Raw genomic sequence first — 24,243 nt, 5'->3', positions numbered from 1 at the left:
CCACCTGAGCAAGCCCCATAAGCAGACTGACTTTCTGGCACCTGCTCCAACAGTTTCCACCCACTAGTAAGCGATTCGTCTGGCGCGACAACGAAGAGCGTCAAGCCAGTCGACTCCCCTCTGCATCGTTCGTAGATGCCCCGCAGGAGATCCGCTTTACACCTGGACCCGATGGCCCCAGGGTCCCTAGAGACAGACGCTGCGACCTTCCTGTCTCAGTTCCATTGCTGGATAAGATTTCCAATGGCATTAGACACTGAAGTTGAGGTCGATTGCCATGCGCAAACGAGCGAGTTAGGCCGACTTTCCACCTGGAATGGCGGCCTAACTCATGGCTGGTCAACCCTCAGTCTGGGAAATCGAGCTTGGTGGCTGATCCTCCCCGTCCCAGTCGCTTGCGGGAGGGAGTGGCATTGGCACGCTTCACCAACCAGTAAGCGGCTGAAAGTGAGACGACTGCGATGCCAAGGCCCACCAGAAGTTGGGGTTTGTTTTCAGCGCCTGATGGCAACACGATCACCTTTCGAGCCACTGCCGTCAGCGCGGTGACCAGAACCAGTTCGATCTGCACCACGTGGCGCCTTAGGTAACTGGTGATGTTCTGCAGCACCTCCAGGGCTATCAAAACGGTGAGCAGATCGCCGAGGATCTTGATCAGGTCATCGCCCAACCAAGTTGCAGTTGACCCAGCTAGCAACTTGGAGCCCAAGGAAATCATCAGCTTGATGATGGCGGCGCTAATCACCACAGCCGTGATCAGGGTGAGAAGTCGAGCGACTTCACGCTCACCAGCATCAACGAAACCGAGGAAGCTTCTCTTGGAACGAGTGGGTTCGCTCACGGGGTTCAATCGTTAAAGGAGTTGTAGTAATGGCGAGCTTTGCTGTCGCTGGCCGGGTTGACCACCTTGGTGTCTCAGGTGACAGAGCCGTCTTCTGCCGTGACTCAATGGGCTTCAATTTTGCTGTCTCTACCTGCGGCAATTCCCGGTCCCCGCAGCCCCCACTCGGTTTGCGCAAAGGCCGAGGAAACGATGAACACCGACATCATCAACAGACAAGAGGCGCTGAGGAGTTGAGTGGGCGTCATCGCGGCGATGTCTGAGTCACTACTTTGCCCGTGTCGGCCCCTAATCGGTGCAGTCGTCTCGAATTTCCTGCAAAAGAAGATCAAGTTGGCCGAACGGATCGTCCTCGGCTGTTGCAACACCGGCACTCTCGCTTGAAGGCTGACCATGCCATTCGGCTTCAACGCTGCAAAGACGATCCGCCAGTCCAGCGAGTCCATGCAGTTTGTGTTCACGCTCCAGCACTTCAAGCAGGGCGGGCATTCGGGTCGAGACAGCGCGCAAGTTTCGACGCAGGTCGGCCTGTGTGCGCCCTTGCTGCTTCAACCAGTCCTTCAGCAGCAGAGTGAGATCCGCTTCAAATTCAGGGGTCCAGCCAGACATTGATCAGCTATTCAGTGCACAAGCGGAAACCAGCGATCCAGTTTGCGGCGAGCCCGCATCCGGATTGCTGGAGTGACGTGATTGCTCCACAAACCCACCATGGCCGTAAGCGCCACCAGATCATCACTGAAACCGGCCACCGGCAGCAGGTCTGGAATCAGGTCGGCTGGCATCAGGAGATAGCTCAGGGCCGCGAGCATCGTCAGCCGCGCAGCTGAGGGGGTCTCTGGGGCAAGCATCAACTCCAGGGCTTCCAGGGCTGGGGCGGCAAGACCTCTGCCGGCTCGCTGCAACAGGCGCCGCAGCAGGCTTTCGTCGATCACCTCCCGTTCAAGCACGTCGGCTTCAACGGTGGTACGCGCAGCATGGTTAGTCATGCAAAGGGAACCGGTTGGACCCACTCTCCCCAGTCCCTCAGCAAGACGCCAGCGGGGCCGGCCGATGTTCAGGGTGTGGATTCCACGAGTCCGCTCTGAAGTCCCGTCTTGCGCAGTTTGCGCAGGGCCCGCTGCACCACCTGACGGCAGTACTCCCGTGAACAGTGCATATGGCGAGCCACTTCAGCGAGGGTGCGCCATTCGTTGGTGCCATCCAGCCCAAAGCGCAGGGTCACAACGGTGTGTTCTTTCGGGGTGAGATTGGCTTTTGCCAGCAAGGACCAGACCGATGCGGTGCGTTCATCGATCTCGGCCCGTTCCATCGGCGGTAGCTCCTCGCTTGGCAGCACATCCACCAGCTCGGAGGGATCTGATTTCGATTTCACAACTCCCTGCAGGCTCACGGTGACGCTACGCAATTCACAGGCCAGCAGATCTTCCACCTCAGCGATGGGGATCTCCATGAACTCCGCCAGTTGCTCGCCGCTGGGGCTAAGGCCGTTTCGCTGCATCAGGCGTGCCTTGGCGGCCCGCAATTTGGTGAGCTTTTCGTTCACATTCACAGGAATGCGAATCGTGCGGCTTTGGGTGGAGAGCGCTCGGTTCAGGCCCTGCCGAATCCACCAGTAGGCATAGGTGGAGAAACGATGGCCGCGGGTGGGGTCGTATTTCTCGACGGCACGGGTCAGGCCAAGGGTTCCTTCTTGAATCAGATCGAGCAGATCCAGGCCCTTGCCCTGATAACGCTTGGCCAGATTGACAACAAGGCGAAGGTTGGACGTAATCATCTGATTCTTGGCACGTTCGCCACGGCGAATCACACCTTTTTCTTCATCGCTGTACGCACATGCTGGGCCAGTTCCGCCAGCCAGATGACAGCGTTCTGTGATGGCGACCATCGCCTGAACCTTTCTCCCCATCATGAGTTCCTGCTCTGGAGTGAGCAGTTGATGGCGACCGATTTCGCCGAGGAAAGCACTCAGAGAACTCGTCATAATGGCGATACGGCTGAATTGAACCTAGAACGAAAGTGTATTTTTCTGACGGTCATAATAAAGACTCCCGAATTAATACTTTGTGCGCTATTTCACTCTTTCTTCTTATTGGTGAAGTGAATCTTTCATTGTTAATTCAACTGGGTGGCTAAGGTCGCCGCACCTTCCTCTACAACGACCATGCCCCTGGCCGTCGCTCTCACGTCCGACATCGCCAAAAACGCTGGCGTTGCCTACGTTCACTACCTCAGTTTCATGCTCTGCTTTGGCGCCTTGGTGCTGGAGCGGAAGCTGATCAAAGCTGATCCGAATCGCCAGGAAGCCACGGCGATGGTGATCACCGACATCGTTTACGGCATCGCTGCCCTGGCTCTTCTCGTGAGTGGAATCCTGCGGGTGATCCACTTCGGCCAGGGAGCTGAGTTTTATACCGAGAATCCCTTGTTCTGGTGGAAGGTTGGTTTGTACTTGTCGGTAGGGGGGTTGTCGCTTTATCCCACGATCACCTACATCCTCTGGGCGATTCCGCTGCGCAAGGGTGAACTTCCGAAGGTGAGCGAAGCCCTCGCGACCCGTCTAGCTTGGATCATCAACGTTGAATTGGTGGGCTTCGCCAGCATCCCGTTGATGGCCACCCTCATGGCCCGCGGTGTGGGTCTCCCCGCCGCATGATGCAGCCCGAGCTCTGTCCTCCACAACAGCAGGTTCGAATGCTGCGGGTGGCTTTGGAACGCCAGGCTCCAGGCCATAGGCCGGGGTATGCCTCCTCCATCGCCACCACCTCCTTTGGACAGCCGGTGTTGAAGCATTGGTGCGTTTGGGTTCAGCCCGCCGACGCCACGCCGGCCAACCGGTGGGACCAACGCTGGCTTGATCAGGTGTCCTCGGCGCTGACCACCTGGGGTGCATTGGTTGCGCTCACCTTGGTGGACAGGCCGGAACAGGCGAACATTTTGATTCATCGTCAGCTTCCGGCTCGACGGCAGGTCGCTGGCGTGTGGCGTGCCAGCAACGGACGCGCACAACTTCAGGTTGTGGACGTGCAGCGCCAAGGCCGCCGAAGGCTTGAGCCCCGGGTGAAGGTGATGGTGTCACCCGGGCTTCGGGCTGATGCACTGCAGGCCACGGCCCTGCACGAACTGGGCCATGCCTTCGGCCTCTGGGGCCACAGTTCTGAGCCCACTGACGTCCTGGCGATCAGCCAAGGCGAACGTCCGGTGTTGGTGCCATCGGAGCGGGATCGCCTCACGCTGGCCTGGGTGATAGAGCAGACCACCCGTTTCGGTTCGACGTTTCGTGGGGCTAACCAACCGGCCGAATCCGAATCACCTGAGTGACGTCACCATTTGGGCGGGGCATGCTGCCGGCAATTGTGGTCGATCCATGAACCTGATTCGTTTTCTGGCGCTGGCGAGCCTGCTGGTGAGCCTGGTGGGTTGTCGTTCAAACAACAGCCTGCCCCAGCAGGACCCTCAGGTTCGGGAACCGATTCGGATCCAGCTGGACGGCAGCAATCCAGGAGCCAGTGAAGGGGTGTTGGATCGTGCTGAAGGACCGTTGAGTTTCACCGTTGGCCATGGTCGCCATGGCATCGGTTGTGAGAGCACCACCTTCGAAGAGGGGGTTACACCGCTTGGAACGTTTCAGGTCAACGCCATCCTCAGCAACGACCGCTTCGAGATGGATCCCGCCCTGGTGGGGCAATCTGGGAAAACGGAGGAGGAGCTGCGCGAGAGCCTCTTCACCAACATGAACTCCATCGACTTCAAAGGTGATGGAGAAACCGGTGAATACGGCATCGGTTACATCAGCCTGGCTCCTGTGCCGGCCACAGATCAGCCCTTCCGCTTCAACACTTACGACGGTGTCTTCCGCTGGTACAGCTTCGCCATTCATGGCACCAATGACGAGTCCAGGATCGGCAAGGCTGTGACGGGCGGTTGCATCAACACCGGTCGGCTCACCATGGGGGTGTTGTTGGACACCGTGGAGCTTGGCGATGAAGTGGTGATCAGCAGCGATAGCCCCTGCCTGCCTTAGTGCCGGCGCGGGGCACCCCGTCGCGCTGCCAGCACTTCCTGCACCTGCCGCCAGCTCACGCCGTGGTGGGCCAAGGCCACCTGCAAGTGGAAGACGATGTCTGCAGCCTCGCCGGCGATTTCTAAGGCGTTGTCGTCTTTGCAGGCCATCACGAATTCAGCGCTCTCCTCTCCGATCTTCTTGAGGATGCTGTTGTCTCCCCCCGCCAGCAGCTTGTTGGTGTAACTGCCTTCCTCCGGTTGCTCGCGTCTGCCCTCAATCACCCGGAAGAGTTCGGTGCAGGCATCCGTTGGCGGCGCTAGTGCCTCTGCCCCACCTGCAGATCGGGCATCGCTGTTTTCGTAAAAACAGCTGCGGGAACCGGTGTGGCAGGCCACATCCCCAGCCTGCTCCACGGTCACCAGCAGCACGTCGGCATCACAGTCGTAGCGGATCTCCCGCATCTTCTGGATGTGACCGCTGGTGCCCCCCTTGTGCCAAAGCTCCTGGCGTGAGCGGCTCCAGTAATGCACCTCACCGCTTTGCAGGGTTGCTTCAATCGCGTCCCGGTTCATCCAGGCCACCATCAGCACAGCCCCGTCAAGCCAGTCCTGGGCCACAGCTGGAATCAGCCCCGCTTCGTTAAAACGGAGTTGGTCAATGAAGGCGGGGCTGAGGGGCTGCATCAGGCCTCGGACATTCGGGCAACGCCTGAATCTTCCCGCAGCGTGCTCCATTCCGCGTTTTCACCCCTTGCTCGTTTCTCCGACCCCCTACAGCTGCACCAAAGCTTTCAGCGGCTATCCCTGCTGTCACCGGCAGTGGCGCCACCAAGGCCATTGCCGCTTCGTGCATGGGTATAGCCGCAGTTTCAACCTCTGGTTCGCCGCAATGGAGCTGGATGCCTGCGGTTTTGTTGTTGATTTCTCCAGCCTTCGCCCCTTTGAACAACGCTTGCGGCAGCAGTTCGACCACACCTTTCTGGTCAATGCCGACGATCCCCTGCTGGCGGAATGGCAGCGGCTGCACGATCTCGAGGCCATTGATCTCCGTGTGATGGAAAACGTGGGCATGGAGGCGACGGCGGCTTTGATCTGGAACTGGGCCAACGAGCTGATGCACGAGCGGGATGGTGCTCGCACCTGTTGCTATGCCGTGGAGGCGCGGGAGAACAGCACCAATGCGGCCACGTACAGCGCGGTTCCCCCTTGGTTTTCAGCGCAGGGCTAACGCGTCCGATTCCAGCTCCACGCTGATTGCCTGCCCCTCGCTGTAACGACCCGCCAGGATCGCCTTGGCAATGGGTGTCTCCAACTCGCGTTGCACAGCTCGTTTGAGCGGTCGTGCCCCGTAGACGGGGTCATATCCGGCATTGGCGAGCCAGTCGGCGGCCCCATCACTCAGGCTGAGCTCCAGCTTGCGCTCGGTCAGCCGTTGGCGCAGAAGATCCACCTGGAGGGTGACGATCTGGCGCAGCTCCTCCCGCCTGAGGCTGTGGAAGATGATCTGATCGTCGAGGCGATTGAGGAATTCCGGCCGGAAATGAGCCCGGAGCGCTTCACTTACCCGGCTTTCCATAGCTCCGTGCTGCTCTGGATCGCCGGCCAGCTCCAGGATCGACTGGCTGCCGATGTTGCTGGTGAGAATCAGCACGGTGTTGGTGAAGTCCACGGTGCGGCCCTGCCCATCTGTGACGCGACCGTCATCGAGGATCTGCAGCATCACGTTGAAGACATCCGGGTGGGCTTTCTCCACCTCGTCGAACAGGATCACGGCGTAGGGTCGACGACGTACCGCTTCGGTGAGCTGGCCACCGGCCTCATATCCCACGTAGCCGGGAGGCGCACCGATCAAACGGCTCACGGTGTGCTTCTCCATGTACTCCGACATGTCGATGCGCACCATGGCGTCATCGCTGTCGAACAGCCGGTTGGCGAGCGCTTTGGAGAGTTCCGTCTTGCCGACACCGGTGGGGCCTAGAAACAGGAAGCTGGCGATGGGGCGGTTCGGATCGCTCAGGCCAGCCCTGGAGCGTTGAATTGCATCCGCGACGGCGGTGACGGCCTGGTGCTGGCCGATCACCCGCTGATGCAGGTCATCCTCCAGCTGCAGCAGCTTCTCCATTTCGCTCTGCACCAGCCGCGCTACGGGGATTCCGGTCCACTTGGCGATCACCTCGGCGATGTCGTCTTCACTCACCTCCTCCCGTAGCAAGCCTTTCTCGCCAGGCTCCTCTGAGGCGATTTGGACTTCCTGCTCGAGCAACTGCTTCTGCAGTGAGGCCAGGGTGCCGTATTCCAGTTCCGCCGCTTTGTTGAGGTCGTAGCTGCGTTTGGCCTGTTCCACCTGCAGCTGCACCCGTTCGATCTCCTCTTTGAGCGATGACAGCTCATCGATCGCGCTTTTCTCCTGCTGCCATTGGGCATTCAGGGAACTTTGCTGTTCGCCCAGGTCCGCTAGTTCCCGTTCGATCCGTTGCAGCCTTTCTTGGCTGGCACTGTCGGATTCACGGCCGAGGGAGAGCTTCTCCATCTCCAGCTGCAGGATTTTGCGATCGATTTCATCGATCTCCTCCGGTTTGGAGGTGATCTCCATCTTCAGGCGAGCGGCTGATTCATCCACCAGATCGATCGCCTTGTCGGGTAGAAAGCGGTCGGCGATGTAGCGGCTGCTCAAAACAGCCGCCGCCACCAGGGCACTGTCGGCGATGCGGACGCCGTGGTGCACCTCATAACGCTCTTTCAGACCCCGCAGGATTGAAATCGTGTCTTCCACAGTTGGTTGATCCACCAGCACCTGTTGGAAGCGTCGCTCTAGAGCAGGGTCTTTTTCGATGTGCTGGCGGTGCTCGTCGAGGGTGGTGGCGCCAATGCAGCGCAGTTCCCCTCGGGCCAGCATCGGCTTGAGCAGATTGCTGGCATCCATGGCTCCACCGGTGGCTCCAGCGCCCACCACCGTGTGGATTTCATCGATGAACAGCACGATCTGGCCTTCCGAGGCGGTGACCTCTTTGAGCACAGCTTTGAGCCGCTCCTCGAACTCACCGCGGTACTTCGCACCGGCGATCAGGGCACCCATGTCGAGGGCGATCAGCTGACGGTTCTGCAAGGCCTGGGGCACATCGCCATTCACGATTCGCTGCGCCAGCCCTTCAACAATGGCGGTCTTTCCGACCCCTGGTTCGCCGATCAGCACGGGGTTGTTTTTGGTGCGCCGGCTGAGGATTTGGATGGTGCGCCGGATCTCTTCGTCGCGACCGATTACCGGGTCCAGCTTGCCGTCACGGGCTGCTGCCGTCAGGTCCCTTCCGTACTTCTCAAGCGATTCATAGGTCCCTTCCGGGTTCTGATCGGTCACCGTCTGGTTGCCTCGCACAGCTGTAATGGCTTCTTTGAGTTTGCTGGTGTCAATGCCCGCTTGGCTGAGCAGTTGCCTGCCGCAGCGGTCATCGTCCGCCAAGGCCAGCAACAGATGTTCGATGGCGATGTAGCTGTCACTGAATTCATCGCGGGCTGTTTCCGCTCGATCCAGGCAGCTGTTGAGCGATCGCCCCAGAAAAACCGATTCCGGTGGAGAGCCAAGACTGGGCTGTTGCCTTAGATGGCTGTCGACTGCTGCCTGGAACGTGCCAACGTCGACCCCTGCTTTGCTGAGAGTTCGTCCAGCTAGCCCGTTCTGCTGCAACAGCGCAAGCAGCAGATGCTCCGTTTCAAGTTGCTGATGCTTGGCGCTCTGCGCCAGTTGCTGGGCGGCGACGATGGCGGCCCAGGCTTGTTCAGTGAACTGTTCCGCCGTGGGTTGCATCTCGGATGCGTTTCAAACTCCGTTCACCGTATGGGTGTTGTTCCGTCTTCAGTGGAGGCAAACCGAAGCCTATGGATCGGTCCTCACGCCAGGGGGCGGCAAACCGGGGCTTCTTTTTAGAGTTCACCGAACCTTTTGTTCCCAATGTCTGATCAGCCGCTGGTGGACTCCCTCGTGCAGCAGGGCTTGGCGCTTGCAACAACGGCTGGCGGTGAGCTTGAGCGCAGCTGTTGGATGGTGGTGCATGAGCACCACCACGGGGTGAAACCCTCGGAGTACGACATCCGGGAAATCGACGAGGAGCTCTATCTGGCTGTGTTGCAGGCGGCCAAGCAGGCCCAGTCCGCGGCTTAATCAGCCGTTGAGCAGTTCACGCAGAAGAGCACGGTGAGAGTTTTCGGCTTCGATGCTCTCCCGCATCTCCTTGGGAAGGCGGGCCTCAAGGATGTCTTGTTTTTTCATCTCAGTCGCGTAGCGGCTGCTGAACTCGCTGAAGCGATTGAGATAGGGCGTGGCGGTCTCTGGGGTGAAGGCAATCACCCCCAGGGCATGTTTGAAGTGGAGGTAGGACACGGTCCACTCGACCAGTTCGTCAAAACGATGGAGGCCAAGCGGGTTTTCAGGAAGTGTCATCGCTGCATCGCCCATGGGTTCAACCAAAACCCTCGGCCTTGGCCTGGGCCGTCAGGCCTCTCAACTGGCCGTTGAGCAGGGCATCGCGTTCACGGTCTGTCCCCACATGGGGGGCGATCTCCACCCCAGCGGTCTGCATGGCTTGCATCGCGGCAGCTTCCTCGGCTGAGCCTGTGTCACTGCTGAGATAACGCTCCACGGCCGCAGCCCCTGGAGCATCCGCGGCAAAGTAAACCGTTCCCGGTCCGCGCCGTTCGATCGTTTGACGTCGCTGCTGCCGGCGCTGTTGCACGCTCGCCCAAAGCCGGCCTTGATTGGCGGTCATGAAGGCGTTCAGATCGGCGGCATCAGTGTCTTCGGCTAGGGCCATGCTGGTGCCGTCGATGAAATCACTGAGCAGGGTGACAACGGCCATCAGGACTCTGGTGATTGAGAAGGTGGTGATTGAGAGGGTATTGGTTGGAAAGAGCGCTGGATCCAGCTGGTCTCGAACCAGCGGGTGATGGCTGATTCCCGGGCGTCATCGCAGAGATCCCGCTGGATCACATTGAACCCGTGGCGGCGTGCCAGGGCTAAAAGTTGATCGTCATCACTGCATTGAGCCGCATCGCGCCGCAAGCCCTGGTGATGCTCCAAAGCCCGCAGAAAGTCTCGAAGAGCTTCGCGACTCATCGCCTGGACCAGCCCAATTCGGCCCGTTGCTCGACATAGGTGGCCACCGCAACAATTTCCTCTTCACTCAGTTTGTCGGCATAGCTGGGCATTGCGTTTAGCCCATCCTCGATCTCATGCTCCAGGGCCTCCAGCGGGGAACTGGAGTAGGCCTCCACATGGGCGTTCAAGTCGCTGATTTTCAGCGTTCGGTTAGCGCGGATCACATTGCCGCCACCCATGTGACAAGCCGCACAGTTGCTGTAGAAAATGTGCTCGCCTCGCTCCAAGGCGGAGCTTTTAATCGTGTCAATCGCCATCGCCGGCGCCGACAGCAGACCTGTCGCTCCAACGATCAACAGCAACGTCAGGATCAGGCCTGATACGCGTGCCATTTCCACCCCTTCAATGCCCCAAGGTATCCATCGTTGCCAACAAAAAAAAACCCTGAGCTGTGGTTGATACACAGCTCAGGGATATGAGTCAATACGAGATTTCCCGTAGTTTCCTGAGAAATCCCTGGATCACTCAACGATCACCTTGCCAACCATGCCAGCACCGCGGTGGGGCTCGCAATAGAAGTCGTAGGTGCCAGCGGTTGCGAAGGTTTCTTCCCAAGCTTCGCCAGGGTTGAAGGCAAGATCAGAGTGGCTGTACTCGTCGTGGCCCTCGAAAACCGCGTTGTGAGGAGCCAGTTTGTTGTTGACGAACTTGACGGTGTCGCCGGCATTGATGTTCACGGTGGCGGGCTCAAAGGCGAGCATGCCGCCGTCGATGCCGAGTTTCACTTCAACGGTGGCGGCTTGAGCACTGCCGACGTTGAGGCCGATCAGCATCAGGAACGCGCAGCATGCAGCTGCAATGGTGCGGATGACGGAGCGCATGAAAGTGCTAGGTCGATGCAATGACCTTACGCGCGGGTCTGGGGGTTCCGCGATTGGGTAGGCCGGAATCGCTAAGAACTGTTGCCAAGTCAGGGGCATGGCTGCAGCCACCAAAACGTTCCGGCTGCGTCACCGGGTCGTGAATGAAGTGGCGTTGTCGAATGCTGAACCGGTCCCAGTCATTCACTTCGATCGGCAGAACCCGGATCAGGGTCTCGATCAGCCATGGCCAGAGCGGAATGCCGGGGGTTCGGGCCACACCGCGCCAGCGGCAGAGAGTTTTCACGGTGTCGATCACCGAGATCGCTGGTTGCCCCATCACCACTCGGCGCAGGGCGCCTTGCCCGGGTTCACGGTTCGGTTCATGGGGGCGTGTGGCAAACAAACCACAGATGCGGGCGATGTCTTCGGCATGGATGAAGTGGAAGCTCGCATCCACCCGAAGCCAACGGGCCAGCCAGAGCCAACGGCTGGCTTCAGCCAAGCCCTCTGTGAGGTAACTGGTGGGGAAGGGGCTGGTGCCGTCAACCCGTCCGCCGAACACCAAGGTGGGAAACACCGCGACGACTTTGCTGGCCAGGGGGTGCCGCTCAAGATCCCTGAGGCAGCGAGCCTTGGTTTGGATGTATTCCGTGCCGTAGGCAAGAGCTTCAGGCAGGGGGCGCAGGTGCCGATCAAGCACGCTGGCTGTTGAGAAATAAATGATCTGCTCCAGCTTGCTGGGATCCAGAAGAGCCAGCATCTTTTTCACCGCCACCACATTCACCTGTTCGGCCCGCTCGGGGTCACCCCAGGCCGTGGCGGTGTGAATTACCCGGTTCACCGATGCCAGCTCGTGGGCAAAACGGTCGGTGTCCCGCAGGTCTCCCACCAAGAGGCGGATACGGGGATGGTCTGCTGGAACAGCGGTGAGTTTGGCGGGGTCTCTCAGCCAGAGCAGCAGCTCCGCATCGGAGTGGTCCAGCAGCCAGCGGGAGACATACTGACCGACGCATCCGCTGGCGCCGGTCACAAGGATGCGGGTCAAACGGCGGCCCCGAGACGGTCCATCACGCTCTTGCCGGACCGGAAGAAGGCTTCACCGTTCTCTTCTGGAGTACCCGGCAGGATTCCATGGCCGAGGTTGAGGATGTGCTTCCGGCCGCGGGCCTTGCGCACGCAGTCATCAATGCGAGCCTCAATCGCCTCTGGGGTGCCGAACAGCAGGCCGGGATCGACATTGCCCTGAACACCGATGTGCTCTGGCAGACGTGCCAGGGCTTCGGCCATGTCCACGGTCCAATCCAGAGAAATGATGTCAACACCAGTGTTGGCCATCCGCTCGATCACGCCGGCACTGCCTGAGATGTAGAGGATGAAGGGGGTGTCGGGGTGCGTCTGCTTGACCAGATCCACCACCTTTCTCTGATAGGGCGCAGCAAAGGTGTCGTAGTCCGCCGGGCTCAGTTGACCAGCCCACGAATCAAACATTTGCACCACTTGGGCGCCGGAATCAATCTGATAACGCAGGTAATTAGCGATCGACTCTGCGAAGTGGTCGAGCAACTTGTGCAGGATCTCGGGTTCGCGGAAGGCCATGGCCTTGATCACCGCGTAGTTCTTGCTGCTCTTGCCCTCCACCACGTAGGCAGCCAAGGTCCAGGGGGCACCAACGAATCCGAGGACAGCTGCTTCGTTGCCAACGCTTTGGCGGAGGCGACCCAGCACCTCGCCCACAAAGGGCATCGACTCGGCGGGGTTCAGCGGGCGCAGAGCATCCACCTGGGCCATGCTCCGGATTGGATCACCGATCTGGGGGCCTTTGCTCTCGATGATGTCGAAATCGATTCCCATACCCGGCAGGGGCGTGAGGATGTCGGAGAACAGGATCACGCCATCGGGCTTGAAGGCGTTGAACGGCTGCATGGAGATCTCATAGGAGAGATCAGGGTTTTCAGAACGCTCGCGGAAGCTGGGGTATTTGTCCCGCAGGTCCCGGTAGATCTTCATGTAGCGACCGGCCTGGCGCATCATCCACACCGGAGGACGCTCCACCGATTCACCGCGCGCAGCACGCAGGAGCAGGGGTAAAGAGTCGCTCATCAAGCCCGGTCAGGTCAGCCGGAAACCTACCCGAATCGAGGCCTTGGCTAGAGCTTTACCCCCTCTTTGTCATCACGTTCGTCACACGATGTTGTCCGTCTCGCTGCTGCTAAGGCTGCGTTTCGGGTCGTGCTTGAACACCATCAGGCTCAGCGGCGGCAGGCAGAGGTCCAGGGAGTTCTCGTAGCCGTGGATGCCCCACTCGTCTGTTGGTTTGCCGCCCATGTTGCCGAGGTTGCTTCCGCCGTACTTGGCTGCATCGGAGTTGAAGATTTCCTCGTAGAAGCCGGATAGAGGAACGCCCACGCGGTAGTGGGAGTGGCTTTGGGGCGTGAAGTTCGCCACAACCACCAGCCAGGTGCCGCTGGCACTCTCCCGACGCATGAAGCTGATCACGGAGTGGCGGTTGTCGTTGCAATCGATCCACTGGAAGCCGAACTGGACAAAGTCGTCCCGCCAGAGGGCCGGTTCTGCCTTGTAAAGAACGTTGAGGTCATCCACCAACCGCTGGATGCCCTTGTGGGGCTCGTAGTTGAGCAGATCCCACTGCAAATCCCCCCAAACATTCCATTCAGCGCGCTGGCCGAATTCCATCCCCATGAAGATCGTCTTCTTGCCGGGGTGCGTCCACATGTATGAGAGCAACGCCCGGGTGTTGGCGTACTTCTGCCAGTCATCTCCGGGCATCTTGTGCAGGAGATGGCTTTTGCCGTGCACCACTTCATCGTGGCTCAGGGCCAGCATGAAGTTCTCGGTGTAGGTGTACCAAATAGAGAAGGTGATGTTGTTCTGGTGGAACTGACGGAACCACGGGTCCAGCTCGAAGTAATCGAGCATGTCGTGCATCCAACCCATGTTCCATTTGAGGTTGAATCCGAGGCCGCCGCTGTCAGTGGGCTGCGTCACCATTGGCCAGGTTGTTGATTCCTCCGCGATCGAGAGGGCTCCTGGGAAGTGCTGGAACAGCACGTGGTTGGCCTGTTGCAGGAAGCGCACAGCTTCCGTGTTCTCTCGGCCACCGTTCTCGTTGGGGATCCATTCCCCATCGGGACGCAGGTAGTCGCGGTAAAGCATCGAGGCGACGGCATCTACTCGGATGCCATCGATGTGGAACTGCTCGAACCAGAAGATCAGATTGGCAACAAGGAAGTTACGAACCTCGTTGCGGCTGTAATTGAAGATCAGCGTTCCCCATTCCTTGTGTTCCCCGATTCGGGGATCACTGTGTTCGTAAAGGTGTGCGCCATCAAAGAAGGCCAAGCCATGGGCATCTTTAGGAAAATGGCCCGGAACCCAGTCGATGATCACGCCGATGCCTTCGGCGTGGCAGCGATCCACGAAGGCCCGGAATTCATCGGGCGTTCCGTAGCGGCTGGTGGGGGCATACCAACCCGTAACCTGATAGCCCCAGGAGCCATCGAAGGGGTGTTCGGTGATCGGCATCACCTCGATGTGGCTAAATCCCCTTTCCTTCACATAAGGAATCAGGCGATCGGCGAGTTCGGCGTAGGTGAGCAGCCGAGCGCCTGGCTTCATCTCCGCTGCAGGGACAGGCGGGCGTGGGGTTCCGTCGGGTTGAATCCAGGGCTCTTCGGCTGAGGCGTGGATCCAGCTGCCTAGGTGCATTTCATACACCGAGATCGGTTGATCGAGTGCGTTGCTGCTGTCGCGCTTCTGCATCCAGCCCTGATCGGACCATTGGAATCCGCCCAGGCAAGCCACTACGGAGCTGTTGTCCGGGCGAACCTCGTGCTGGAAACCGTAAGGATCAGCCTTTTGGTAACAGTGGCCGTCCTGGGTACGGATTTCGTATTTATAGAGATGTCCCTCCTCGAGTCCGGGAATGAACAGTTCCCAGATGCCCCCAAGACGCTTCTGCATGGGGTGGTGACGTCCGTCCCACGAATTCAGATCTCCAATAACGGAGACGGTGAGAGCGTTGGGAGCCCAAAGGCAGAACATCACACCCTTGAATCCATCACGCTCGGTGAGGTGGGCACCCATCTTTTGCCAGATGTGGTGATGGTTGCCTTCGGCAAATAGGTGGCGATCCATCTCACCCATCCATTCCCCGCGGAAGGCCCAGGGGTCGTGTTGTTCGTGCACGATCCCCCCCCGCTCAACCCTGACCTTGTAGGTGCAGCCAGGATCTCTGTTCAGCTGTGCCTCGAACACCCAGGGGTGGTTCGGGGTGGTCATGGCGATCTCTTCGCCACCCTGAAGAAGGGTGACCATTTGGGCTTCCGGCATCCACATCCGCACGGTCCAACCCTGGTGTGAGGGTTGAGGACCAAGTACTGCAAACGGGTGATCATGGCGACAAGTCGCCAACCGTTCGCCGTCCTGCACCATCCAGTCGAGGACTGCGGCGACACCCATGGGAGATCTGAGAATTGGCCGCGATGTTAAGCCTGATTTACGAAACAGATCCTTTGATGATCAGACGAAGTCTCGGGAAATGTCGACGTTGATGATCCGACTGCTTTCGTCAAAGATCACAAACAGGTTGGTTGTGGCCTTGCCGAAGGCAACTGCCACCAGCAAGAGCTGCTGATCGCCTTCTTGATGGGCGATCACGGCTTCTTTCACCTTGCGGAAACCGCCTGACACCTTGCTGAGCTTGGTCGATTTGCGTGCCAGGGCGCCGGGGCCAACTCTTCCTGTAGCTGCAGGGAGATCTTGGATCGCGCTGCTACCCAGCGTCCTGCCGCTAGGTCGAGGGTGAAGTCGAGGGCCGTTGTCTCGATCGGCTTGTCTGGTGGGCCCACTTCCAGGCGAGCAGCTTGCCGTCCTCATCCAGCACCATCAGCATCCCTTCATCACCGGATGCAGTGGTCACCACAGCATCAACGGTTGTCATGTTGTAGCCAGGGATCGCACTGACGACGCGGGTTGCATCAATGGCCACGCGTTGGTCCAGGCGTGCCTGGACGCTCTTCACATCAACACTGGCCTGAACCGGTGCGGCGAGAGCGTCATGCATCACGTCTCCTTGGCGGTTTTTGAGCGCCTCCAGCAGCAGTTCAGCCGCCGCTGTTGCTTAGGCAGGACTGAGTTCGGTTCTGGTTAGTTGCTCCGCTGCTGCGGGACTGATCAACCCCATGGGAGCTGACACAGCGATGGCCAGCAGGGCAGCGGAGAGCTTCAAAGCACAAACGATCAGTCGAGCGTCAGTCTTCCGGAATCAAAGGGGTTCAGCTGCAGGGTGGAGTCAGCAAGTTCCAGGGTCAGCGTCACCACACGATGCTCTGGGCTTGGTGCTCCGCAGGGCACGGCGTCGTGGCCAGGGTTGACGCCAATAGCGGGCCAAGCTGCTGCGGCAACGGAGATCCGCAGTCGATCACCTTTGGCCAGGGTCGCGTGCAGCGGCTGGAGGGTCACGCTGCGCCTGGCCGGCTGCAACGCCTCCTCTCCTCGAACCCGGACGATTCCCGTGCTCAGTTGTTCAACGCGGTTGGCTTCTGCAGGCAGGCGCGACAGGCTGATACAGAGATCAAATCCGGGCTGGTCCGCCTCGGCGGTCAGCAGCAGCAACGGTTGACCCGACAGCAGAAGCTCATCAACCAGGGGTGCAGAGGTGAATGTCGTGACGTCGCTGCGTTGATCGACGGTCATGCGGTCCGCGGGGCCAGGGGTTATCCCAAGGTGTCCACCGATGGCCGGGACCGGTCGCCAGGGGTCATGCACGATGACCACGCTTCCCTCTCCTTTCCCATACGCCACGAGGGCACCGTCGCTTGGATCGATGCAGGCCAGTCCATGGCTGCTCAGTACCCATGACGCCGGCCCGCTGGTGCCAGCTGCGGGGATCGCGTCCCACTGGTGCTGTGTGATGTTCCAGAGCTGGTGGCTGGGCTTCGGCTCCTGCGGGAGGCGGTTCTGCAGATGCTGTTGGAAAAACTGCAGCATCAGGTGTTGGGTTTCCGGCCACCACTCCAGGTGAGAGGCCGGCCCAATGTGAAGAGATGGCTGACCGCCGGCGACCTTGCTGCGATGCCAGAGGTCCAAAAGGCCCACCAAATGCGGATCCCACCATCCACCGATCAAAAGCATTGGCCGTTGAAGCCAGCTCTCCGGTGGGCGATGAACCATCCACTGCTGATCGTTGTTGGGGTCGCTTTGCAACCAGCGCAAGGCCATGCCTTCGGGGTCATGGCGTCGCAGCAGTGAAAGCCCGTCCCGCAGATAGCGCTTCTCCTCCAGGCTGCGGCGGATCTCCAGCCAAGCCGTTTCATCTCCACGTCGCTGGGCCTGAAGGGCGGCGAGCTGGAGCCCCCAGCCAAGGCCTAGGTGCCACCAGTGGGCACCGCCTTCACAACTCCAGTGGCGACGTTCGTCCAACCCAGTCATCGCCGGGGCGGTGCAATCCGGTGGTGGGGCTGACTCAGCGGCAGTGAGCTGGGTCAGTCCCTGGTACGAAAAGCCGTAGACCCCCAAGCGTCCATTGCATTCCTGCAGCTGGCGCACCCAGGCGTGAGTTTCGCTGGTGTCGGTTGTTTCCTGACCAAACCCTCCGAAGCTGCCTTCCGACTCCCCTTGGCCCCGTACGTCTTGAACGACCACCAGGAATCCATGAGAGGCCCACCAGCTGGGGTGGGCGTAGGTGACGGTTGAGGCTATGCGGTTTCCGTAGGGCTGCCGCATCAGCAGGGCAGGCCAGGGACCTTCACGATTCGGATGCCACAGCCGTGACTGCAGCACGACGCCATCGGACAGGGTCAGTGCCGCAGAGCGGCAAACAATTCCGCTCGTCTCACCGGACATCGTCGCAATGCATCCCCACGGTGTAAGTCATGAGAATTTCCGCATCCTGAAAACTAAGGTTCTCATTGGCAGCGATCTGGTTGATGAACGCCTCGGAGAACGGCGACTGGCCGTTGGAGTTCATCTGCTGGAACCTACGGCACATTGTCTTAGCTTTTTCAGGATTGCGCTTGACGCTGTTGAGCAAGTCGGAGTCAGCGGCAATCACGAGCAAAGGTGACCCCAGTAGGGCCAGTGCGACCAGAACTGAGCGTAGGAGTTTCAAGCTCATACACGGTTCATACGCAGGATTGGATGCCAAGGCAGGGCTGCTGGGGTCAGTTCGCCAGTTGCCTGGCGCGTCGGATCCAATCGCCGGCCACTTGCAGATCCACCACGGCAGGCCGTTTGGTTCCAAGGCTGCGCTCCAGCCGCCCGGCCTGACGCACGAGACGTTCGGGGGTGCATGCCGCCAGAGCAGCGGGCGTGGCAATACCCGCATGCATCAGCAGCGCGGCGTCCTGGGGAGGCAAATCCAAACTGCAGACCAAGTTGGCCATGCCCCTCAGCCGTTTCAGGTTTCGGGCCGAAGCCTGGCCACTGCGGGCGAGTTGGCTTAGCTGCAAATCTGTTAAGCCACGGATGCTGGACCAGCGGTTGATGCCGGCTCGATCCAGTTCCTGTTTTTCCCTTCGAAACGACTGGGGGAGCTTTTCAATCGCGTCGTTGAAGTCCGGCATCAACGCAAGGTCTTGTTCACCTCGCCCAGGATGACGGGGCGTCCAAGCCCATCGCCCTCTGCCTGAATGCCACGCAACCGCACCAGCACGGTGCTGCTGGAGCGACCGGAGCCGCGCAGGTTGCCCTCCAATTGCTCCAGAGTCGCCCGAACTGTGGTTGGGGCCAGGTCGGCGGGAACCTGCGCAACCACAAGGTCGTTGCCGTTGTCGAACACGATCGGTGCACGCACCGCACCCACCACCACCACTGGTGGTGTGTAGCTCACGCCGAACGCCCAGCAACTCACGGCCAGCAGCAGGGTGAAGCTGCTCACACCGACCAGCCGAAACCGAATGCCCCATTTGGTCAGGAAGGCAACAGCTGTCAGTGCTCCGAGCCCAAGCCCAGACCAACCCAGCCAGGGAGCGGCAGTAAGCAGCAGCTGATCGAAGGACATTGGGTCTGGTGGACTGAAAACAGTCTCCTTATATTGCGCGAGATTCCGGGGTAACCGCCGCGTCTGATGGGGAAAACGCGGCGTACGGCCTTGTTGGTCGCTGGAAGTGTCGTTCTGACAGGGGCTGGAGCAGCAGGCTTCGTCGCCGTTGACCGTGCTGCGGAACGCTTCCTGAGCCGTATGCGCCCCGGTTTGGAGCGCACGCTCTCGGGTCCCCTGGGCCACAAAGTGGATATTGGTCCTTACGAGGGACTTCGCCACTGGGGCTTAGGGATCGCCATTGGGCCGAGTCGAATCTTGCCGTCGTCGGCGGATCGTTCTGAGCTGAGCCTGGCCGGGCTTGAGGTCAGTCTTGCTCCCCTGGCGAGTCTTCGGCGTCTGCAGCCGGTTCTGCAGATCACAGTGCACAAGCTGCGCGGCCAGTTGCAGGCCAATGAGGCTGGTCGTTACTGGACCTTTGGTGAGCTGAGCGGTGACGGTGCCCTGCCGCGACTTGGAGTGCAGTTCCGGTTGGCAGATCCCGCGCGGCTTCGTTTCGGTCCACAGCAGCAGACCCTTGAAATTCGCAGCCGGGGCGCGGTTCGGCTCGGAGAAGCCTTTTTCAGCACGGCATCGGAACTTCGCTGGGTCGACGCTGAAGGGGCGCTGCGGCTGGACGGAGAAGGGCATTGGGATCGCCCGAGATTCAGGCTTCGAACTCGGATGGATCGGCTCAACCTGAAACCGTTGGGGGCCGTCATCGCCCCTGCTCGGGATCTGGATGCTTCAGGGACGTTGGAGGGAGACGTTCAGTTCGGCTGGGCCGATGGTTCTTTGTACTGCCGAGGTGGGCTCAGCCTCAAGCGTCTCAAGCTTGCTTCGCTGAACAGCCGTCGGCTCAGCGTCGCTTGCAAGGGCGATCAACTGACGCTGGAGCCCTCCACACTGCGTTTCGCAGTCTTTGAGGCTCGGGCCTCAGGCTCCGTTGCCTTGAACAAGAGTTTTGATCTCCGCGCTGATGTGCGCAGCACAGATCTCAGCCCCGCAAGCAGGGACCGGTGGAAGCTCAGGATCCAGGGCCCCTGGGAAGAGCCCCAGTGGAGTGCCGACGGAAAGATCAAGTTGCCTGAGGCTACGGGTCTCACCACAGCCCTGACGCTGGAGGCTCAGGGGCGCACCCCCTGGTTGCAAGTGCAGCAACCGTCTGTTGCCGTGGACAGCCTCCGCCTCAGTGCTCCGGGACTGAGCTTCGGGCTGGTCGGAACGATCGGATCCGAGCTGGATCTGCGCAGTACAGAGTTGGAGATCGAGCCTCGCTTCTGGTCTGCGGTGCCGACCTTGCAGGCCGGATTGGGTCAAGCCGCTCCGATCCTTGGAGCCGTCGACGTCAGTGGTGCGTTGGCCTCACCTGAGCTGAGCCTGAAGCTTGGCCAGGCGGTCAACCCTCTACTGGACCAATGGTCGTTCCAGACCCGATGGTCCACGGAGGATTCGGCCCTAGTGCTGGATCGCTTCACCAGTCCGGTGTTGCGGGCGGAAGCGCGCCTGCCTTTGCAGTTGGCGCAGGGGCGGCTTCAAGCCGGTGAACTTCAGAGCGGCTTTGAACTCAAACTCCTCAACCTGAGCCGCTTCACCCCCTTGATCGGTACGCCGTTGGGGGGGCAGGTGGCGGCGCGGGGACGCGTGAACGGTTTGCTGTCGGCGCTGCAGCCCGATATCAGCCTGATGCTCGATCAACCCCGCGTCGGGGTACTGCAGGTTCGCGAACGCTGGCAAGGCAGCCTCAACGGCGAACTCGGTCGTGGTGCTCGCCTGGCGATGGCGGCCCAGCATCCCGTAGTGCCCGGCGCTCTCGTGGCTGAACTCGATGCCGATGCTTGGCCCAAGACCGTGCGCTTGCGCCGGGGTGAGGGGCAGTTGCGCTTGGACGGACTGGCTCCGGCTGGGGATCAACGCCGCTACAGCTGGCGTGCAGCCGGCTTCAACATCGATGGTCTTCGTTTCATCCTTCCGCCGGTCACCCAGACCCAAGCGGTGGCAGGTCAGCTCACGGGTGCCGGGAGTATTGCCATGGCCCCCCTCGCGATCCGTGGGTCTGCCGCAATCTTTGAACCCTCGATGGAGGGGGTTGCCATGCAGAGCCTCGAGGTAGAGGGTTCCCTGAGCGATGGACGTTTTCAGGCCGATGCAGCGCTCACGCCCTTGCAGGGCAGCATCCGGCTGAAGGCCCGTGGCCATCTGGGTGGGCGGATGTACAGCTCAATCAAAGCCGAAGGCCTAGATGTGACCTGGCTGACGCTGCTGGCCCGTCAGTTGAGAGGGAGCGACACCTATCCGGGTCTGGCACCCGGGCGTGCTGAAGACCTCGGAACCCTGTTCATCAACACCTTCGGCGGCTCGCTTGATGGTCAGTTGCGAGCTATGGCGCAATCGCGCCGGGCTCTCGAGGCCTATGTCCTGACTAATCCAGGCAAGGGCACAGATCTGGATCGCCTGGAAGGGCTGGTCAATCTGTCTGGAACGATCGATGGCCCCAATTCAAAACATCTGAAGGCCGATCTGTTAGCTAAGGCGCATCTATGGCTTGAGGGGGATGACCAGGCCAAAGCTCTTCAGCTTGAACCGGTGGTTGCCACGCTTCGTGGCCCGCTGATCGGTGGATCTGGTGACCTTTCCCTGCTGCAGGTTCCGATCTCGCTGCTGGCGTTGTTGGCTCCTATACCGCCGCAGCTCCGTGGCAGCGTTGGCATCCGCGGCCGCTATGACCTCAGTGGAGCGGATCCTCTGCTGGTTTCCGATCTTGTGCTTGATTCCGCCAGCCTGGCGGGCCAGCCCCTGCAGTTGGAGCAGCGATCGGTCGTCGTTGATCGTCAGTTGATTCGCCTAGATCTGTCCCTGAAGGGAGGCGAGAGCAAGGAAGCCATCAATGTGTCTGGCACGGTTCCCTTTAATCCCGAAGCCGATCTGAATCTGAGGCTGGACAGCCATGGGGATGCCCTTGGCGTCTTGACCCTCCTTGCTGGGGGTTCGTTAACCCTTAATCAGGGGAGTACCAATCTGCGGCTGCTGCTGCGCGGGCCTTTGAACCAACCCCAAGCCAATGGCTTCGTTGTGGTTAGTAATGGAGATCTCAGCATCGGTGAACAAGAGCTGAGCCGTATTAACGCCTCGATCCTGTTCGATTTCGATCGCGTCTTGGTGCAACGCCTGGAGGCCGAAGTGGGCCGCGGCGGCTCGCTGCGCGGTTCGGGAAGCCTTGGCTTGTTCACTCCCCAGAGCGGCACTTCGCCGCTCACCTTGCAACTCAGTCAAGGTCAGATTCGTCAGCCGATCGTGCAGTTCCAGGCCGATGGCGAACTGCAGGTTTCTGGTGCCTTGGTGCAACCCGTTCTCTCTGGAAATCTGGCCCTGTCGCGAGGAACGCTTCGGCCTCAGTCGGGATCCTTTGGACGGCGGCGGCAGCGCGGACTTCAAAGCCTGGTTCCTATCGGTGTTGAGGGCCCCTCAAAGGAGGTGCAGCCCGGTTCCGAATCGGTGATGCAACTCCTGGCCGAGAAGTGGGACTTCCAGGAACCTCTGGTTCTGATGGGCCCCAACCAATCCATTCAAGGTCCGGATCACTTGCAACGTTTCATGCCGAAACTGCCGGCCATCCGCTTTGAAAATCTTCGACTAGCCCTGGGCCCTGACATCGAGGTGCTGATGCCCCCTTGGATCAGCTTCAAAGGGGAAGGCGCCGTAACGTTGAACGGCCCATTGGATCCCTCTCTGGAGGCGCGAGGTTTGATCCGGCTCAAGTCCGGCAGGATCTGGATCCCTCCCCTTGCTCCTCTTCGTTTGGATCCGCAGGCGGCGAATGCAGCGGTGTTCACTCCCTCTTTGGGGCTCGTCCCCTATGTAGATATCGCCATGCAAGCCAGGGTCTCCGACAGCGTCAGCGCGGGCACCAGCGATCAGATCGCCAGTAGCAACCTGTTTGCTTCCAATGGCACGGGCAGCGCTTATGCCGAGGGCGGTCAGCTCCGCTTGGTGAAGGTCATGGTCCAGGCCACGGGCCCGGCCAACCGTCTGGTTGACAAAGAAAATCTTGTTCTACGCAGCTCACCACCGATGAGTGAGCAGCAGCTGTTGGGTCTGATCGGTGGTAATTCTCTGGCTTCTTTGGGCGGAAACGGTGGTGCTGCCTTGGCCACAATGCTGAGTCAGTCGCTGCTCTCACCTGTGCTGGGCACCTTGACCGATGCCATGGGGCAGCGGCTCCAGGTGGCGATTTTTCCGACCTACGTCAACCCCGATGTGAAATCAGAGGAGGAGCGCACCTCCGGCCAGATTTCGCCAACACTCACAGTGGTGACGGAGTTCGGTGTGGCGTTGACCGACAAGTTTGACCTCTCCGTTCTGATGGCACCAAATACAACCGATGTCCCTTCGCAGGCCACGGTCTCCTATCGGTTGACGCCGACGACGTCTATGTCTGCGGCCATGGATGCCAATGGCACCTGGCAGAGCCAGTTGCAGGTGTTCTTCCGGTTCTAAGGGATGCCTGACGCGCAAGTGATTGGGGTGGATCTCGGGGGCACGGCGATCAAGCTGGCTCGGATTCGTGCTGACGGCTCGGTGCTAGCTGAGGCGCAAGTGCTCACGCCTCAGCCGGCAGTGCCTGGCGTCGTGACGATGGCCCTCTGTGAAGCCATTGAACAGATTGACCCGGAGCATGCGGCTGAGGCGGTCGGCATCGGACTCCCTGGTCCGATGGATGTGACGGCCCGGGTCGCCCGGGTATGCATCAACCTGCCGGGCTGGGAGGACGTGCCGCTGGCGGATTGGCTCGAGTCCAGGCTCAATCGTCGGGTCACCCTTGCCAATGACGGCAACTGTGCGGTGGTCGGAGAGGCCTGGCTCGGTGCTGCCCGTGGTGTAGGTGATGTGGTGCTGCTGACCCTCGGAACCGGTGTGGGAGGGGGAGTGCTTTTGAGAGGTGAGCTGTTTACTGGCCATAACGGTGCCGCAGCGGAACCCGGTCTGATCGGGTTGCAGCCCGATGGTCCGGCCTGCAACAGCGGCAACCGTGGCTCACTGGAGCAGTTCGCCAGCATCACGGGCCTGCGACGGTTGTGTGATCGCGATCCCCGTGAGCTCAGTGCGGAGGCTGATACCGGTGATCCTGCGGCTCTGGAGGTTTGGAGCCGTTACGGCGAGCGCCTCGGCTGTGGCGTTGCTTCGCTGGTGTATGTGTTTACACCACAGTTGGTTCTGTTGGGGGGCGGACTGGCGGGTGCCGCCCGCCACTTTCTGCCATCGGTGCGTCGAGAGGTGGAGTCGCGGGTTCAGGCCGTCTCAAGGGAGGGATTACGGATCGAGGCCGCCTGTCTAGGTAATGGTGCTGGACGCCTGGGAGCAGCGCGGCTCGCTCTGCAGCGGCTTAACGGGATGATGGCTCCAGATTGAT

At 60.3% G+C, this 24,243-nt stretch carries 27 protein-coding genes; 7 read left to right on the top strand and 20 right to left on the bottom strand.

Going from position 1 to position 24,243, the window contains the following annotated elements; all coding sequences use genetic code 11:
• Positions 1-346: 346 nt before the first annotated feature.
• The 4 genes from FZX09_RS10640 to FZX09_RS10625 form a co-directional block, all read right to left on the bottom strand.
• On the bottom strand, positions 347-841 hold the full coding sequence (locus FZX09_RS10640) for a phosphate-starvation-inducible PsiE family protein (RefSeq protein WP_226402667.1): 495 nt from the start codon (positions 839-841) through the stop codon (positions 347-349).
• A 288-nt stretch (positions 842-1,129) separates the two neighbouring features.
• Positions 1,130-1,450 (bottom strand): hypothetical protein, encoded by a 321-nt coding sequence (locus FZX09_RS10635; RefSeq protein ID WP_226402665.1) that lies wholly within the window; start codon positions 1,448-1,450, stop codon positions 1,130-1,132.
• A gap of 11 nt (positions 1,451-1,461) precedes the next feature.
• Positions 1,462-1,827 (bottom strand): YkvA family protein, encoded by a 366-nt coding sequence (locus FZX09_RS10630; RefSeq protein WP_226402663.1) that lies wholly within the window; start codon positions 1,825-1,827, stop codon positions 1,462-1,464.
• 68 nt (positions 1,828-1,895) lie between these two features.
• A complete protein-coding gene (locus FZX09_RS10625; RefSeq protein WP_226402661.1) occupies positions 1,896-2,822 on the bottom strand; it encodes a sigma-70 family RNA polymerase sigma factor in 927 nt (308 codons plus the stop codon).
• 180 nt (positions 2,823-3,002) lie between these two features.
• On the opposite strand from FZX09_RS10625, the gene FZX09_RS10620 reads away from it, so the two are divergent.
• The 3 genes from FZX09_RS10620 to FZX09_RS10610 are packed head-to-tail and all read left to right on the top strand — an operon-like array spanning position 3,003 to position 4,862.
• Positions 3,003-3,494, top strand: a complete 492-nt coding sequence (locus tag FZX09_RS10620) for a DUF2214 family protein (protein ID WP_226402724.1) — start codon at positions 3,003-3,005, stop codon at positions 3,492-3,494.
• Positions 3,494-4,159 carry a peptidase gene (locus FZX09_RS10615; protein ID WP_226402659.1) on the top strand — a complete coding sequence of 222 codons (666 nt, stop codon included), beginning with the start codon at positions 3,494-3,496 and terminating at the stop codon, positions 4,157-4,159. Before FZX09_RS10620 ends, FZX09_RS10615 begins: the two co-directional genes overlap by 1 nt.
• Before the next feature lie 46 nt (positions 4,160-4,205).
• Entirely contained in the window at positions 4,206-4,862 is a 657-nt protein-coding gene (locus FZX09_RS10610; protein WP_226402657.1) for a L,D-transpeptidase, read from the top strand.
• On the opposite strand, the gene hisIE is transcribed toward FZX09_RS10610, so the two are convergent.
• Positions 4,859-5,527 carry a bifunctional phosphoribosyl-AMP cyclohydrolase/phosphoribosyl-ATP diphosphatase HisIE gene (gene hisIE / locus FZX09_RS10605; protein ID WP_226402655.1) on the bottom strand — a complete coding sequence of 223 codons (669 nt, stop codon included), beginning with the start codon at positions 5,525-5,527 and terminating at the stop codon, positions 4,859-4,861. The two genes, FZX09_RS10610 and hisIE, sit on opposite strands and share 4 nt — an antisense overlap.
• A 67-nt stretch (positions 5,528-5,594) precedes the next feature.
• Between hisIE and FZX09_RS10600 the strand changes: the two genes are divergently transcribed.
• Positions 5,595-6,071: a 6-carboxytetrahydropterin synthase gene (locus tag FZX09_RS10600; protein WP_226402653.1), complete on the top strand. Its 477-nt coding sequence runs from the start codon at positions 5,595-5,597 to the stop codon at positions 6,069-6,071.
• On the opposite strand, the gene clpB is transcribed toward FZX09_RS10600, so the two are convergent.
• Positions 6,057-8,645: an ATP-dependent chaperone ClpB gene (clpB, locus tag FZX09_RS10595; RefSeq protein ID WP_226402651.1), complete on the bottom strand. Its 2,589-nt coding sequence runs from the start codon at positions 8,643-8,645 to the stop codon at positions 6,057-6,059. The genes FZX09_RS10600 and clpB overlap by 15 nt on opposite strands.
• A 144-nt stretch (positions 8,646-8,789) precedes the next feature.
• Here clpB and FZX09_RS10590 point away from each other — a divergent pair, with 144 nt between their 5' ends.
• Positions 8,790-8,999, top strand: a complete 210-nt coding sequence (locus FZX09_RS10590; protein ID WP_226402649.1) for a hypothetical protein — start codon at positions 8,790-8,792, stop codon at positions 8,997-8,999.
• Here FZX09_RS10590 and FZX09_RS10585 read toward each other — a convergent pair whose 3' ends face one another.
• The 14 genes from FZX09_RS10585 to FZX09_RS10520 form a co-directional block, all read right to left on the bottom strand.
• A complete protein-coding gene (locus FZX09_RS10585) occupies positions 9,000-9,278 on the bottom strand; it encodes a hypothetical protein (protein ID WP_226402647.1) in 279 nt (92 codons plus the stop codon).
• A gap of 19 nt (positions 9,279-9,297) precedes the next feature.
• Positions 9,298-9,693: a hypothetical protein gene (locus FZX09_RS10580; protein WP_226402645.1), complete on the bottom strand. Its 396-nt coding sequence runs from the start codon at positions 9,691-9,693 to the stop codon at positions 9,298-9,300.
• Positions 9,693-9,950: a Nif11-like leader peptide family natural product precursor gene (locus FZX09_RS10575; RefSeq protein ID WP_226402643.1), complete on the bottom strand. Its 258-nt coding sequence runs from the start codon at positions 9,948-9,950 to the stop codon at positions 9,693-9,695. Before FZX09_RS10575 ends, FZX09_RS10580 begins: the two co-directional genes overlap by 1 nt.
• Positions 9,947-10,324, bottom strand: coding sequence for a c-type cytochrome (locus FZX09_RS10570; protein ID WP_226402641.1), 378 nt, complete (start codon positions 10,322-10,324; stop codon positions 9,947-9,949). Before FZX09_RS10570 ends, FZX09_RS10575 begins: the two co-directional genes overlap by 4 nt.
• A gap of 129 nt (positions 10,325-10,453) precedes the next feature.
• Positions 10,454-10,813, bottom strand: a complete 360-nt coding sequence (gene petE / locus FZX09_RS10565; RefSeq protein WP_226402639.1) for a plastocyanin — start codon at positions 10,811-10,813, stop codon at positions 10,454-10,456.
• A gap of 7 nt (positions 10,814-10,820) precedes the next feature.
• Positions 10,821-11,840: an NAD(P)-dependent oxidoreductase gene (locus FZX09_RS10560; RefSeq protein WP_226402637.1), complete on the bottom strand. Its 1,020-nt coding sequence runs from the start codon at positions 11,838-11,840 to the stop codon at positions 10,821-10,823.
• The gene (gene hemE / locus FZX09_RS10555) at positions 11,837-12,895 is read right to left on the bottom strand and encodes a uroporphyrinogen decarboxylase (protein ID WP_226402635.1); all 1,059 of its coding nucleotides are present in this window, start codon (positions 12,893-12,895) and stop codon (positions 11,837-11,839) included. The genes FZX09_RS10560 and hemE overlap by 4 nt, the downstream gene beginning before the upstream one ends.
• A gap of 81 nt (positions 12,896-12,976) precedes the next feature.
• The gene (gene glgB / locus FZX09_RS10550) at positions 12,977-15,274 is read right to left on the bottom strand and encodes a 1,4-alpha-glucan branching protein GlgB (protein WP_226402633.1); all 2,298 of its coding nucleotides are present in this window, start codon (positions 15,272-15,274) and stop codon (positions 12,977-12,979) included.
• Between the two features lie 60 nt (positions 15,275-15,334).
• Complete coding sequence (locus FZX09_RS10545; RefSeq protein WP_226402631.1) at positions 15,335-15,505, bottom strand: hypothetical protein; 171 nt, start codon at positions 15,503-15,505, stop codon at positions 15,335-15,337.
• A gap of 100 nt (positions 15,506-15,605) precedes the next feature.
• Positions 15,606-15,878, bottom strand: coding sequence for a hypothetical protein (locus tag FZX09_RS10540; protein WP_226402629.1), 273 nt, complete (start codon positions 15,876-15,878; stop codon positions 15,606-15,608).
• 176 nt (positions 15,879-16,054) lie between these two features.
• Positions 16,055-17,659, bottom strand: coding sequence for a CocE/NonD family hydrolase (locus tag FZX09_RS10535; protein ID WP_226402627.1), 1,605 nt, complete (start codon positions 17,657-17,659; stop codon positions 16,055-16,057).
• Complete coding sequence (locus FZX09_RS10530; RefSeq protein WP_226402625.1) at positions 17,649-17,960, bottom strand: hypothetical protein; 312 nt, start codon at positions 17,958-17,960, stop codon at positions 17,649-17,651. The genes FZX09_RS10535 and FZX09_RS10530 overlap by 11 nt, the downstream gene beginning before the upstream one ends.
• 16 nt (positions 17,961-17,976) lie before the next feature.
• Positions 17,977-18,378 carry a DUF4332 domain-containing protein gene (locus tag FZX09_RS10525; protein ID WP_226402623.1) on the bottom strand — a complete coding sequence of 134 codons (402 nt, stop codon included), beginning with the start codon at positions 18,376-18,378 and terminating at the stop codon, positions 17,977-17,979.
• On the bottom strand, positions 18,378-18,815 hold the full coding sequence (locus FZX09_RS10520; protein WP_226402621.1) for a Ycf51 family protein: 438 nt from the start codon (positions 18,813-18,815) through the stop codon (positions 18,378-18,380). The genes FZX09_RS10525 and FZX09_RS10520 overlap by 1 nt, the downstream gene beginning before the upstream one ends.
• 66 nt (positions 18,816-18,881) lie before the next feature.
• Between FZX09_RS10520 and FZX09_RS10515 the strand changes: the two genes are divergently transcribed.
• Together FZX09_RS10515 and FZX09_RS10510 are read left to right on the top strand one after the other, a co-directional pair.
• Positions 18,882-23,330 (top strand): translocation/assembly module TamB domain-containing protein, encoded by a 4,449-nt coding sequence (locus FZX09_RS10515; protein WP_226402619.1) that lies wholly within the window; start codon positions 18,882-18,884, stop codon positions 23,328-23,330.
• Positions 23,331-23,333: 3 nt separating this feature from the next.
• Entirely contained in the window at positions 23,334-24,242 is a 909-nt protein-coding gene (locus FZX09_RS10510; RefSeq protein WP_226402617.1) for an ROK family protein, read from the top strand.
• The last annotated feature ends 1 nt before the right edge of the window (position 24,243 follow it).

This window comes from Synechococcus sp. MU1643 (genome assembly GCF_020514095.1).
Taxonomy (GTDB): domain Bacteria; phylum Cyanobacteriota; class Cyanobacteriia; order PCC-6307; family Cyanobiaceae; genus Parasynechococcus.
This window is presented reverse-complemented; position numbering and strand designations above follow the sequence as displayed.

Bases quoted from the DNA above. Each gene is read 5' to 3' on its own strand.
- FZX09_RS10635 (WP_226402665.1), bottom strand. From the start codon at position 1,450: ATGTCTGGCTGGACCCCTGAATTTGAAGCGGATCTCACTCTGCTGCTG.
- clpB (WP_226402651.1), bottom strand. From the start codon at position 8,645: ATGCAACCCACGGCGGAACAGTTCACTGAACAAGCCTGGGCCGCCATC.
- FZX09_RS10540 (WP_226402629.1), bottom strand. From the start codon at position 15,878: ATGCATGACGCTCTCGCCGCACCGGTTCAGGCCAGTGTTGATGTGAAG.
- FZX09_RS10630 (WP_226402663.1), bottom strand. From the start codon at position 1,827: ATGACTAACCATGCTGCGCGTACCACCGTTGAAGCCGACGTGCTTGAA.
- FZX09_RS10580 (WP_226402645.1), bottom strand. From the start codon at position 9,693: ATGGCCGTTGTCACCCTGCTCAGTGATTTCATCGACGGCACCAGCATG.
- FZX09_RS10575 (WP_226402643.1), bottom strand. From the start codon at position 9,950: ATGAGTCGCGAAGCTCTTCGAGACTTTCTGCGGGCTTTGGAGCATCAC.
- glgB (WP_226402633.1), bottom strand. From the start codon at position 15,274: ATGGGTGTCGCCGCAGTCCTCGACTGGATGGTGCAGGACGGCGAACGG.
- hemE (WP_226402635.1), bottom strand. From the start codon at position 12,895: ATGAGCGACTCTTTACCCCTGCTCCTGCGTGCTGCGCGCGGTGAATCG.
- FZX09_RS10510 (WP_226402617.1), top strand. From the start codon at position 23,334: ATGCCTGACGCGCAAGTGATTGGGGTGGATCTCGGGGGCACGGCGATC.
- FZX09_RS10620 (WP_226402724.1), top strand. From the start codon at position 3,003: ATGCCCCTGGCCGTCGCTCTCACGTCCGACATCGCCAAAAACGCTGGC.
- FZX09_RS10585 (WP_226402647.1), bottom strand. From the start codon at position 9,278: ATGACACTTCCTGAAAACCCGCTTGGCCTCCATCGTTTTGACGAACTG.
- FZX09_RS10515 (WP_226402619.1), top strand. From the start codon at position 18,882: ATGGGGAAAACGCGGCGTACGGCCTTGTTGGTCGCTGGAAGTGTCGTT.
- FZX09_RS10520 (WP_226402621.1), bottom strand. From the start codon at position 18,815: ATGTCCTTCGATCAGCTGCTGCTTACTGCCGCTCCCTGGCTGGGTTGG.
- FZX09_RS10610 (WP_226402657.1), top strand. From the start codon at position 4,206: ATGAACCTGATTCGTTTTCTGGCGCTGGCGAGCCTGCTGGTGAGCCTG.
- FZX09_RS10570 (WP_226402641.1), bottom strand. From the start codon at position 10,324: ATGGCACGCGTATCAGGCCTGATCCTGACGTTGCTGTTGATCGTTGGA.
- FZX09_RS10535 (WP_226402627.1), bottom strand. From the start codon at position 17,659: ATGTCCGGTGAGACGAGCGGAATTGTTTGCCGCTCTGCGGCACTGACC.
- FZX09_RS10525 (WP_226402623.1), bottom strand. From the start codon at position 18,378: ATGCCGGACTTCAACGACGCGATTGAAAAGCTCCCCCAGTCGTTTCGA.
- FZX09_RS10625 (WP_226402661.1), bottom strand. From the start codon at position 2,822: ATGACGAGTTCTCTGAGTGCTTTCCTCGGCGAAATCGGTCGCCATCAA.
- FZX09_RS10615 (WP_226402659.1), top strand. From the start codon at position 3,494: ATGCAGCCCGAGCTCTGTCCTCCACAACAGCAGGTTCGAATGCTGCGG.
- petE (WP_226402639.1), bottom strand. From the start codon at position 10,813: ATGCGCTCCGTCATCCGCACCATTGCAGCTGCATGCTGCGCGTTCCTG.
- hisIE (WP_226402655.1), bottom strand. From the start codon at position 5,527: ATGCAGCCCCTCAGCCCCGCCTTCATTGACCAACTCCGTTTTAACGAA.
- FZX09_RS10590 (WP_226402649.1), top strand. From the start codon at position 8,790: ATGTCTGATCAGCCGCTGGTGGACTCCCTCGTGCAGCAGGGCTTGGCG.